At 43.2% G+C, this 8,609-nt stretch carries 14 protein-coding genes; 3 read left to right on the top strand and 11 right to left on the bottom strand.

The window, feature by feature from the left end:
- Window positions 1-517: hypothetical protein (locus QZZ35_RS07405; protein WP_291236822.1), on the top strand; the 517-nt coding region annotated here is incomplete at its 5' end.
- Window positions 518-619: 102 nt separating this feature from the next.
- Here the strand turns inward: QZZ35_RS07405 and QZZ35_RS07400 are convergent.
- The 11 genes from QZZ35_RS07400 to QZZ35_RS07350 form a co-directional block, all read right to left on the bottom strand.
- A complete protein-coding gene (locus QZZ35_RS07400; RefSeq protein ID WP_291236821.1) occupies window positions 620-880 on the bottom strand; it encodes an AAA family ATPase in 261 nt (86 codons plus the stop codon).
- A gap of 51 nt (window positions 881-931) precedes the next feature.
- The gene (locus QZZ35_RS07395; protein ID WP_291236820.1) at window positions 932-1,282 is read right to left on the bottom strand and encodes a hypothetical protein; all 351 of its coding nucleotides are present in this window, start codon (window positions 1,280-1,282) and stop codon (window positions 932-934) included.
- 13 nt (window positions 1,283-1,295) lie between these two features.
- Entirely contained in the window at window positions 1,296-2,048 is a 753-nt protein-coding gene (gene srtB, locus QZZ35_RS07390) for a class B sortase (RefSeq protein ID WP_291236819.1), read from the bottom strand.
- Window positions 2,045-3,394, bottom strand: a complete 1,350-nt coding sequence (locus QZZ35_RS07385) for a relaxase/mobilization nuclease domain-containing protein (protein WP_291236818.1) — start codon at window positions 3,392-3,394, stop codon at window positions 2,045-2,047. The genes srtB and QZZ35_RS07385 overlap by 4 nt, the downstream gene beginning before the upstream one ends.
- Window position 3,395: 1 nt before the next feature.
- Entirely contained in the window at window positions 3,396-3,758 is a 363-nt protein-coding gene (locus QZZ35_RS07380; RefSeq protein WP_291236817.1) for a plasmid mobilization protein, read from the bottom strand.
- A 154-nt stretch (window positions 3,759-3,912) separates the two neighbouring features.
- On the bottom strand, window positions 3,913-4,377 hold the full coding sequence (locus QZZ35_RS07375; protein WP_291236816.1) for a helix-turn-helix domain-containing protein: 465 nt from the start codon (window positions 4,375-4,377) through the stop codon (window positions 3,913-3,915).
- Window positions 4,374-4,712, bottom strand: coding sequence for a hypothetical protein (locus tag QZZ35_RS07370; RefSeq protein ID WP_291236815.1), 339 nt, complete (start codon window positions 4,710-4,712; stop codon window positions 4,374-4,376). Before QZZ35_RS07370 ends, QZZ35_RS07375 begins: the two co-directional genes overlap by 4 nt.
- Window positions 4,696-4,848, bottom strand: a complete 153-nt coding sequence (locus QZZ35_RS07365; RefSeq protein ID WP_291236814.1) for a hypothetical protein — start codon at window positions 4,846-4,848, stop codon at window positions 4,696-4,698. Before QZZ35_RS07365 ends, QZZ35_RS07370 begins: the two co-directional genes overlap by 17 nt.
- A gap of 132 nt (window positions 4,849-4,980) precedes the next feature.
- A complete protein-coding gene (locus tag QZZ35_RS07360) occupies window positions 4,981-6,030 on the bottom strand; it encodes an AAA family ATPase (RefSeq protein WP_291236813.1) in 1,050 nt (349 codons plus the stop codon).
- Between the two features lie 38 nt (window positions 6,031-6,068).
- On the bottom strand, window positions 6,069-6,254 hold the full coding sequence (locus tag QZZ35_RS07355) for a hypothetical protein (RefSeq protein ID WP_291236812.1): 186 nt from the start codon (window positions 6,252-6,254) through the stop codon (window positions 6,069-6,071).
- Between the two features lies 1 nt (window position 6,255).
- On the bottom strand, window positions 6,256-6,492 hold the full coding sequence (locus tag QZZ35_RS07350) for a hypothetical protein (RefSeq protein WP_291236811.1): 237 nt from the start codon (window positions 6,490-6,492) through the stop codon (window positions 6,256-6,258).
- 197 nt (window positions 6,493-6,689) lie between these two features.
- Between QZZ35_RS07350 and QZZ35_RS07345 the strand changes: the two genes are divergently transcribed.
- Window positions 6,690-7,076 carry a helix-turn-helix domain-containing protein gene (locus QZZ35_RS07345; RefSeq protein ID WP_291236810.1) on the top strand — a complete coding sequence of 129 codons (387 nt, stop codon included), beginning with the start codon at window positions 6,690-6,692 and terminating at the stop codon, window positions 7,074-7,076.
- A 185-nt stretch (window positions 7,077-7,261) separates the two neighbouring features.
- Window positions 7,262-8,609 (top strand): recombinase family protein (locus QZZ35_RS07340; RefSeq protein WP_291236809.1); only part of this gene is annotated, 1,348 nt, incomplete at its 3' end.

Below are 8,609 nucleotides of genomic sequence, written 5' to 3'. Positions count from 1 at the left end.
TGATATGGACATTATTACAGAAAAATTTTATTATTCCGATGATCGGGAATATTGGGACAAGCATCTGAAAGATGCAAGAGCATCCTTGATACTGCAGTCTGAGGCTTTGCAGGACGTTCCGAAAGAAGATTGTCAGCACATCATGCAGGAACTGGACAAATCTATTTCCGAGGTATTATCACAGCTTCTTCCCCTACCGGACAAGCTCTGCACCATCGTTGATCCAGCCAAATACAATACGTTCTGTTCGCTTATCAATTCCTGCAGTTCATTTGCAAAAGATCGTCGGCTGAATCTGATGATTTATACCGAAGATATAACCGACTGTATCAGTTTTGTTTCTGAAGAAATGACCTGTTATCCAGACAGCAAAGAAATTCTGATTCAGCTTTGTAATTCTGCCGATGAAATTCATATTGCTCCGTCTATCGATGCTGGAGAGGGGCGTTCTACTGATGTAGATAATGGCGTTCGGATTGAATTCTGGTTTGACTTTTTTCAACGGGCAGAGATATAAAAACCGCCTGCAGCTGCAAGCGGTTCAACAATATTTTAGTCATGCTGCATTAGTTTTACATCTGTTTTTGCTCCTTCAACAAGCATAAGAATTTTTGCTTTCTTAGCCATCAAATTCACCGCTCATATATAATTTCTCCAGATTATGTCCTTCACGCAGTTCACGGTCTGTTGCATCTACAATAGATGTTAATTTATTCGGAGTTAGAATAAAATAGCAGTCCGGACGCATGATGCGATTGCTTAATAAATTGGTATTATGAGAAGTGAAAATGACCTGCGTATGTTTCATTTGTTCAGCTATCTTCACAATAGTTTCAGACAGTTCATAATGATAATACGCATCGAATTCATCCAAAAACATAAAAGATACATCCTCTGCTTATTATGTTTTGATAACTTTCTATTTTATCCTTTACATCGGCTCTTTCACCACCTTTATCAGCTTCTCTGTCAGCCCTCTCAGCAGCATCGGAACCGCTGCCTGTCCGACTGTCAATGCCAGCGTCAGCAGAATCAGAAACAGCGCACAGCCTGATGCCATCAACAGATATTTTAGTGCAAAAGTTCCGCTGATAATCATGACAACAATAGCCAGTACAGACATAGACGCACCGATACCGCACAATCCAGCGATGAATGCCAGAATAAAACTTCCTGTTGAGAATAACAGCAGCAACGCCATTGGAATGACAGCTAACACAGCGCAAACCATCTTCATCAGAATTTTTACTATCTTCGGCATTTTCTTATAAATCGTACCCATAAAACTCATCCTTTCATGAAATGCGGATTCCCTGAACCACAACACGTTTATTAAAATTCTTTGCGTAACAGCACACCAGCGTGACAACCTGATTATCCGTGTTCACTTCTGTTCCGGTATCATACCGTGCATTCTGACAGGCAAATTGCAGAAAACCGGAAAAAGAATTCTCGTCTAAATCCGGATTGAATGCAATGTTGTCTGCACCAGTCATATAGACGGCAAAAATCGTATATGTATACCGGCTGCCATCCTCACAATCAATCACAAGCTGCTTGTGATCGTTCCAGAAATCCTCCTCCAGATAATTGTTCAACTGACTGAACATCGTATGTTTAGCAGAAAGATAATGTCCGTAAATGACCGTATTGTAATCCGAAAAATCCGGTTCATTGCGGTAATCCATAAAAATACTTCCCATCCAGTTTTGTTTTCCATTGTAAGCATAATTCAGATAATGCGAATTATTTGTACCCTGTACAATCGGATAATCTATGTTCGTGTCAGGAATGGTAATCCATCCGATAACATCCTGGTTTACTGCGTTCAGTGCACCAAAGTCAATTCCGCTGCTGTCCGCAGGATGATCTTCTTTTGCTTCTGATTCCTGCGGAGTATCTTTCGATATTGTTCGGTAAACCAGACGGCATTCATCGTACATGGCAATGCTGTCCTGTTCCTGAAAATGCAGATATGCCAACACTGCACTGGCTGCAATGCAGATAATGATTAGAATAACCTGCAAGACGGTCAAAACTTTTCTCATAGGCTGTAATCCTCCGTCCGGTGTTTTTTCTTCTCCTGCTCATCCTGCTTCTGATGCCGGATGAATACATACTCTTCGCCATTTTCCAATCGGTCTACGATGTTCTGTGCATCCACCAGCCGATCAATTCGATTCTCAATATTCTCTAAGGTTTGATGCAGGTCATCTGCTTCACTCTCACTTCGGGTAATGATACGTTCCAGTGCATCCGTCCGAATATGCAGAGAAATGCCCTGCTGCTCTAGTTTTGCCTTTGCAGACTGAAACAGCTTGAGCTCCACAGAATGTGTTTTCTGAAAAGCTTTCTTTCCGAAAACCGTTTTACTCTCCAACTCATCGGCAAGCGGTTTGTATTTCTGATAGATGCCAACAACCCGCACCAGCCATTCTGCCTGATGGATTTTATCATCCAGTTTGGAAATATCTGCTTTGGTGTCGGCAGCCTGTTCCCGCAATGCGGAAATCCGCAAATCGAAATCGGAAAACTGCTCGATGTCCTCACGGCGCATGGTAAACAAAGCGTCTGCCAAATCCTTTGCCGCAGAAATCCACTTGCTGCGTGACAGCCTATGTACCCGATTTGCATACTGATTTTTCTGGTCAATACGATGAACGATTGCGGCTTTTGAAAACAGATCGCCCAGTGTTTTATCACGGACAAACCGCTGCTGACCAGACATACGAAAGGAAAGATATTTTCCTTCCTTGATTTCCACACCTTGCTCCTGCATGAGCTGCCGGAAGTCCTGAAAATCGGCTGAATGTCGAATGGTTTCATTGATGATCGTCCGAAGCTGAGAACGATAGGATTTCGGATTCTGATGAATCGGAGCCTGCGCTTTGCCTTCGTCCACTGTGATCTGTAAGCCGTACCGACGGCGCACCTCGTCATTTTTTGCTCTGAAAAATGCAATGGTTTTGTTTTTCTGTGAATGAAATTTCCGTCCATCTACATAGGAAACAGCATTAAAAATCAGATGATTATGCGGATTCTCCGTATTCACATGCGTTGCAAGTATGAATTCAAACCGATCTCCCAAAACCTCATGCGCCCATTCCATGCCGATTTCATGAATTTCTTCCGGTGTCAGATTATCCTCTGTATCAAAGGACTGAATCCAGTGATAGGCAACAACTTCTTTTTTGCCATTCTCCAACTTCCGATTTCTTCCAGAAATATGCTTCTGCAAATCAGCAGTTTCCTGAAACCGCACAGCTGCATCCTGCGGATTACAGCCGAAGCCGGAAACTAACGTTCCATCTTTTGTTTTTGCATCGTTGATGATATACGCAATCGCTTTTGCCAGCGTGTTGTGAATCGGTCTGCTTGCTTTCACGATGCCCATTTCAATCAGAAACCTTGTCGAGCAGATCGTCCAGCTTCTCAAAAACTTCTGCATACAGATTCAGCAAGCGGAAGATTTCTGTCAGCTGATTTTGAAGCTGCCGAATCTCATCATAGTAAATGCGGTGTGTGGCATTGACCCGAAACGCAATCTGATTGATGTTGGTGGCAATGCCTGCAATCTGACGTCGGATATTGGAAATCTCTTTCCAGTCAAGAATCAGTATATGACCTGCAAGCAGCATCCGACGGGCATACTGCCCGAAATCATTACAGTGATACTCTTTCATGATTCCCTGAATTTTTTCCTTTTCCTCTGGTGTGACGCGAAAATGCAGGTTCACATGACGAGTTCGTTTCTCCAAGTCCGCACCTTCTTTCGATTTCAAAGGGTTTGGGATTTTCCCAAGTTTCAGTTTTTCAATTTTGACGAAATTGTAAACTGCCGCAAATGGGTCCCAGTTTGCTATGCTTGCTAAGTAATAAATTTGTACCAAAACAGGCACAAAAAATTCGCTGTTATGACCTCGACAAAAGGTCAATTTCCAGCTGTTCCAGCTTTCGTTTGGCGTATTCATTTCGCTTCCAGTCAGACTGTGAATAGAGATATTCCCAGTCGATCAAATCTATCCATGCAGATTTCGGTATATGTACAGAAAATCGTAAGGAATCCGGCTTCAAATGCTGTGTTTCATCCCGTTCACCATCCAGCAGGAATATATGGGAACGATGCAGCAGCATGAGCAGAAACAACAGATGACTGCGTTTTCTGCTGTCCGGCTGATAAACTGAAAAGCCGGTCAGCGCACATGGATGAATTTGAAATGCATCTGCAATTTTCTGAATGGTATTTGTATTCGGCTGTAAATGACCGCTTTCATATTTGCTGTAATTGGATTGGCAGATGTGGGATTGCTGTGCTGCATGGCTCTGCGTCCATTCCCGTTTGCCCCTTAGATACAGCATCCGCTCCGCAGTGGTCATGACATTGCGCTCCATGTCCGGCAGTCGGTACGGTTGATGCAGCTGGTGAAAAAGGATTTCTGAAAATCCATCGGCGGTGCATAATAATCGCAAATTTCTAAGAGCAGCTTCTGCTCCCAGTCCATCAGATACATCATGACCATTCGATGTTCTGCGTCAAAATAAGAAAATCGGCACAGTGCTTTCTGCAAACAGTGCAGGCTGTAATGAATGCGTTCCATACCTCGAGCAGAGGAGAGAATCTTTTTCATCTGTTCCAGTGCGTCCATGATGCAGTCGAATTCATGTGCCGACAGGATACAGGTATGCGGGTATAAATCATTTGTCAGATTCATGTTTCTTCTCCTCATGCATACGCTGTGCCTGTTCCATCATTCGATCATCCTGTGCACCGACACGAATGCAGCAGTACAGCGCAATAGAATCCAAAACTGCAAACACGCCCAGAATACTTAAAATAACTTTTACCAAATTTTTTCACCTCGTTAAGTCATGAAAAAAGTTTAATCTGTGACGGGTGTGACGGCTGTGACGACAAATATCGGGGCTAAATAACCCGTCACACCTGTCACACCCGTCACGCTCCGAACAATTTCTATGTTATTACGATTGCTCATAATCAAGCGTAATATACCTCTTTTCCCGTGTGCGTCTGCGCTCATACCGAATCTGATAATCCAGATACAAGCGTCCCGCACGGCAGTTTAATTTTTTGAAAAAGCTGTTTGCAGATTCTTCAATTTTAAGTTCTTCGAGTAATTCAGATGGAGTGCCTTCCCAATGCGGATGTTCTTTTGTGATAAAACCAGCGATTGCCTCCAGCTCCGGTTCCGCCGGAACACGATAAATTTCGCCTTCTTCTTTTTCCAGTTCCCAGATCAGATGTTTTGGATTTCTGGAAAGCAAAAACCGCTGGCTCGGCTGATCCCGTCCGATTACATCAAGAACCGCATTTGCGCTGATCCGTTCATCGGTATACAGAACAAGTGCGCCATCAGCTGCACCTTGTATTCCGTTTGTTCCGCTTATCATTTCAAATTTATCATTGGAATTCATTTTTCTGGTGTGATGAATCAGCAGGATGCAGATATTCCAGTCGTCAGCCATTTGTTTGAAAGCTGTTACGGCTTCATAATCTCTCGCATAGCTGTAAGTATCTCCGCCGTCACTGCGGACTTTCTGCAGAACATCTACAATGATGAGTTGTGTATCCGGATATTCCTGCACAAAACCTTTCAGCTGTTTTTCCAAACCACCGCCAAGCGGATGACACCAGATGGCCAGCTTCAATTTTTCACTGTTGTCTGCACCGAACATTCGATACAATCTATCCTGCAATCTCTGGAATGGGTCTTCCAGTGCAAGATAGAGAACAGTTCCTTCGTAAACGGCTCGTCCCCAAATCGGGAGTCCGTTGCTCACATGATATGCCAGCTGTGCTGCCAGAAATGATTTTCCTATTTTCGGAGCACCGGCGAGTATGTAAGTTCCGGCATACAGCAGATTCTCTATGATGCACTTTTTTGCTGTATAAACGGTGTCATACAGCTCAGTCATCGACATATACGGAAGAAAGTCAGCATCGTTGACATGCTGAAGAGTACGGCGCCGATATTCGCTCATGTTCTCGTCATAAATTTCATCCTGTTCCATGTATGTCACCTCGTTTTCTTCGCTGTACTCTGAGCCTATCATTCAGAGCAGTCTGTCTGCTGCCAATCATTGTCCTCTTCATCACCCCTCTTTTTTCCACTGCATGATTTCCGTTGTTCTGTGTATTTTTTCTCCACAATGTCTGCGAAAATCCGTGCGATAAAATCAGCTCCCCCATTTTTCACTTCATCGGTTAGCTCAATGTCAAAATACAGCTGATTCATTTCAAGCACCTGCTTTCTTTCTCTCAAGCACTTCCTTAAAAAGATAATCAATTTCACAATCAGGAAAACAGCACTGCTGAATCCTTACTGCTTCATCAAGGTACAGCTTTTTCTTTCCTGAAAATTTTGCCCCCAGCGTATTTCGATTCATACAGGTAGCCTCACTGATGTCCTTTAACGAAAGACATCTGCGGGCCATCTCTACCCTGAGATTCTCGAAAAAAACATTTTCATACATTTCGATTCTCCTAACGTATAAAAATTATTACAGTTTTTGGAAACTGCGTTTCTATACTATATTTCATCGCATTTGTTGTCAATATATTTCAAAAAATATAATTGCGTTGCACGATAAATTGTGCTATAGTTTTTATAAAAGAAGCATCATGCCTGCAAAACGAAGAGGAGATCATAAAAAATCGAAAGGAGTATCCTATGGATTTCTATAAAATTCTTGAGGAAATTTTAAATGAACAAGATATTGGTATCCGTGAGGCTGCAAAAATGTGTGACGTTTCTGAAGCCACTCTTCGCAGCATCTTTAACCGGAAGCAAAAGCGTATCGCACTTGACGTCGCTTACAAGCTCCATCTTGGATTGAATGTTTCACTGGAAAGACTGAACGGTGATCCACTTCTGACGAAGCCGCCAGTTCATCCCCGCCGGCGTAAAGATGACCCGAACCTTAGAATTCTTGCGGACACATATGAAGATTTGTCTGAAGAAGGAAAAGAAAAAGTGATGACGTATCTGAAAGATATTCATTCTATCAAAAAATATCGTCGGGACAAAACCGCAGAAAATTCAGATTCACAGCTTTAAAGTTTGTTGTGTGGATTCTGCAGAGACAGACAAAAAAAATAAAGCCACGATCATTTGCATGATAATGACTTAAAATGAAAAAATCCCGCTCCGGTGCTGGGACACTGAAACGGGATCAAAGAGCAGATAAATTATGAAACCCATCTGCTCCTCTATTATAACCGATTATAGGAGGAAAAAACAATATGAATGCAGTTATTTACGCAAGATATTCTTCAGAAAACCAATCGGAAGAATCCATTACCGCACAGCTTCGAGCCTGCCGTGATTATGCCCGGCATAATAAAATGGTGGTAGTCGGAGAATACATTGACCGAGCACAATCTGCACGCAGTGACAAGCGTACCGATTTCCAGCGAATGATTGCGGATTCTAAAAAGCATCTGTTTGATGTTGTCATCGTTCATAAGCTGGACCGTTTCAGCCGAGACCGATATGACCACGCATATTATCGGCGTGAACTGCGCAATGCCAAAGTACAGCTCCGTTCCGTACTGGAAAATCTGGATGATTCACCTGAGTCCGTCGTTCTGGAATCCGTTTTAGAGGGATTTTCAGAATACTACTCCAAGAATCTTGCCCGTGAAACCCGAAAGGGACTTCGAGAGGCTGCGCTGGAAGCACGATACACCGGCGGTAATGTTTTATACGGTTACTATGTTGGTGAAGATCAGAAATATCATATCAACGAAGAGGAAGCAGTCGTTGTCCGAAAGATTTTTGACTGCTGTGAATCGCAGTGCGGCTATGGCGGTTTGCTTGAAGAACTGCGGAACAAAGGCATCCATACCCGTCAGGGCAGAGTTTTTACAGCCAGTACATTTTATTACATTCTGAAGAACAGAAGATACACCGGTGATTACGTCTACTCCCCTGTTGGCAATCTGAAAGAACATCGCTCACAGCCGATTATCGTGGAAAACGCAATTCCTGCAATCGTTTCTAAACCACAGTGGGAAAAGGTTCAGGCCATTCTGCATAAACGTCAGACCAAGGGAATGGTAACAGCCCGTGAACCGTATCTTCTCTCCGGACTGCTGTTCTGCGGTGAATGCGGTTCTCCGATGTCCGGACATCGAAGCAGAAAGAAAAAGAATGGCGGAGAATATGTTTACTATTCATATGAGTGTCAGGCAAAGGTACGGAAGCACGCCTGCAGAAAACGGTGTGTACCTCGTGATGAGATCGAAACAAAAATTCTGGACTACGTAAAAATGCTCTTTTCACAGCAAAGTGTTGCATACATTCAGAACTATATCCAGACCCACGCCAATGAATTAAATCTGGATATTCTCACCCAGCAGGAGCAGCTTCGGAAATCTGCCGAGAAATTGGATCGAAAAATTGACAACACGATTGAGCTTCTGATTGACTCCCCGTCTGACCGTCTGCGTGAAAAGCTGGACGAGCTGGAAGCACAGCGCAGAAAAATTGATTATCAGATTGACGAGCTGAACACACACAAGATTGATTCAGATATGCTGAAGGATTATATTGTGGAGGTTCGCAGCCTTGAAAATATGTCTCGTCTGG

This window comes from Frisingicoccus sp. (assembly GCA_016298055.1).
Lineage (GTDB): Bacteria > Bacillota > Clostridia > Lachnospirales > Lachnospiraceae > Frisingicoccus.
This window is presented reverse-complemented; position numbering and strand designations above follow the sequence as displayed.

Coding starts and splice junctions, on each gene's coding strand:
- QZZ35_RS07400 (WP_291236821.1), bottom strand. CDS start 880: ATGTTTTTGGATGAATTCGATGCGTATTATCATTATGAACTGTCTGAA.
- QZZ35_RS07395 (WP_291236820.1), bottom strand. CDS start 1,282: ATGGGTACGATTTATAAGAAAATGCCGAAGATAGTAAAAATTCTGATG.
- srtB (WP_291236819.1), bottom strand. CDS start 2,048: ATGAGAAAAGTTTTGACCGTCTTGCAGGTTATTCTAATCATTATCTGC.
- QZZ35_RS07385 (WP_291236818.1), bottom strand. CDS start 3,394: ATGGGCATCGTGAAAGCAAGCAGACCGATTCACAACACGCTGGCAAAA.
- QZZ35_RS07375 (WP_291236816.1), bottom strand. CDS start 4,377: ATGACCACTGCGGAGCGGATGCTGTATCTAAGGGGCAAACGGGAATGG.
- QZZ35_RS07370 (WP_291236815.1), bottom strand. CDS start 4,712: ATGAATCTGACAAATGATTTATACCCGCATACCTGTATCCTGTCGGCA.
- QZZ35_RS07360 (WP_291236813.1), bottom strand. CDS start 6,030: ATGGAACAGGATGAAATTTATGACGAGAACATGAGCGAATATCGGCGC.
- QZZ35_RS07355 (WP_291236812.1), bottom strand. CDS start 6,254: ATGAATCAGCTGTATTTTGACATTGAGCTAACCGATGAAGTGAAAAAT.
- QZZ35_RS07350 (WP_291236811.1), bottom strand. CDS start 6,492: ATGTATGAAAATGTTTTTTTCGAGAATCTCAGGGTAGAGATGGCCCGC.
- QZZ35_RS07345 (WP_291236810.1), top strand. CDS start 6,690: ATGGATTTCTATAAAATTCTTGAGGAAATTTTAAATGAACAAGATATT.